The following is a 1,500-nucleotide window of genomic DNA, read 5'->3' as shown; positions in this document are numbered from 1 at the left end:
CAAATTACCGGTCTTGAAACCTCTCATGACAAGCTTACTGAAATTGCTATCGCCAATATTGATGGTGAAATTCAAAAAATTGGCCTTGATGCACTCTTATTGTTTTATGGTCTCTCGCCTAAGTTGGGCCCTATTGCTGACTGGGGTCTCGATATCGATCGCAAGCAAATTACTGTAGATACAGCCTGCTTTCAAACTAGCACTCCCGGCATTTACGCTGTTGGAGACATCAATATCTACCCCGGCAAGAAAAAATTGATTCTGTCTGGCTTTCATGAGGCGGCATTAGCAGCCTTTGCTGCAGCAGCCTATCTGGCCCCAGAAAAGCAGATTCAGCTTCAGTACACCACCACCTCCCCCAAGCTTCACAAAGCGCTTGGGGTAAGCCCACCGACATTCGAGTAAGCTCTTAATATCACTGAATCATTTAGCTGAATAAACCTATGCGTCAATATCACAATCTTATGAAGGAAGTCCTTGAAAAGGGCGTTCAAAAGTCCGATAGAACAGGAACTGGAACGATCTCCATCTTCGGCCACCAGATGCGATTTAATCTGGCTGAAGGATTTCCAATGGTCACCACTAAGAAACTCCATCTCAAGTCCATCATTCTCGAATTACTCTGGTTTCTAAAGGGCAGCACTGACAATAACTGGCTCAAAGAGCGTGGTGTTTCTATCTGGAATGAATGGGCAGCTCCTGACGGTGACCTAGGCCCAATTTACGGCTACCAGTGGCGTTCATGGCCCGCGCCCAATGGTCAGCACATCGATCAGATTGCTGAAGTAGTTGAGACACTCAAAAAGAATCCAGACTCCCGTCGCATTATTGTTTCCGCATGGAACGTGGCAGATATTCCTCGCATGGCTTTAGCACCTTGCCATGCTTTCTTTCAGTTTTATGTTGCTGATGGCAAGCTTTCTTGCCAGCTCTACCAGCGCAGTGCCGATATCTTCTTAGGCGTGCCTTTCAATATTGCAAGCTATGCCCTTTTGACCCACATGATGGCCCAGCAGTGCAATCTAGAAGTGGGTGACTTTGTCTGGACTGGTGGCGACTGCCATCTGTATAGCAACCATTTAGAGCAAGTAGATCTTCAACTATCAAGAGACTTCTTCCCTTTGCCTAAGCTCAATATTTTGCGCAAGCCAGACTCTATTTTCGATTATGAATTCGAAGATTTTGAAATTGCTGGCTATGAGTCACATCCCGCCATTAAAGCTCCAGTAGCTGTTTAAGAAATGAGAACCGCATGACTGTAGCTAAACACCCCGCTATCTCGATGATTGTTGCCCGCTCAAGTAATCACGTGATTGGTCGTGACAACCAAATGCCTTGGAAGATTTCTGCTGATCTGCAGTTCTTTAAAAAAGTAACTATGGGTCATCCAGTCATCATGGGTCGCAAGACTTGGGAATCTATTGGTCGTCCACTTCCTGGACGTCGCAATATTGTGGTGAGTCGCAATACTGACTTACAGCTCACAGGCGCAGAAGTTGT

The 1,500-nt window shown here is 46.0% G+C and carries 3 protein-coding genes; all 3 read left to right on the top strand.

The annotated features are described in order from the left end of the window. The coding region (locus tag B7Y67_RS17770; protein ID WP_293599767.1) for an FAD-dependent oxidoreductase at window positions 1-405 on the top strand (405 nt) is incomplete at its 5' end. Window positions 406-443: 38 nt separating this feature from the next. Further along, window positions 444-1,238: a thymidylate synthase gene (locus B7Y67_RS17765; RefSeq protein WP_215301534.1), complete on the top strand. Its 795-nt coding sequence runs from the start codon at window positions 444-446 to the stop codon at window positions 1,236-1,238. A gap of 14 nt (window positions 1,239-1,252) precedes the next feature. Then, window positions 1,253-1,500, top strand: a 248-nt coding sequence (locus B7Y67_RS17760; protein WP_293599766.1) for a dihydrofolate reductase, incomplete at its 3' end; no start/stop codon positions are given.

The organism is Polynucleobacter sp. 35-46-11, assembly GCF_002281105.1.
This window is presented reverse-complemented; position numbering and strand designations above follow the sequence as displayed.

Excerpts from the sequence above, each read along its gene's own strand:
- B7Y67_RS17765 (WP_215301534.1), top strand. The coding sequence starts at position 444 with ATGCGTCAATATCACAATCTTATGAAGGAAGTCCTTGAAAAGGGCGTT.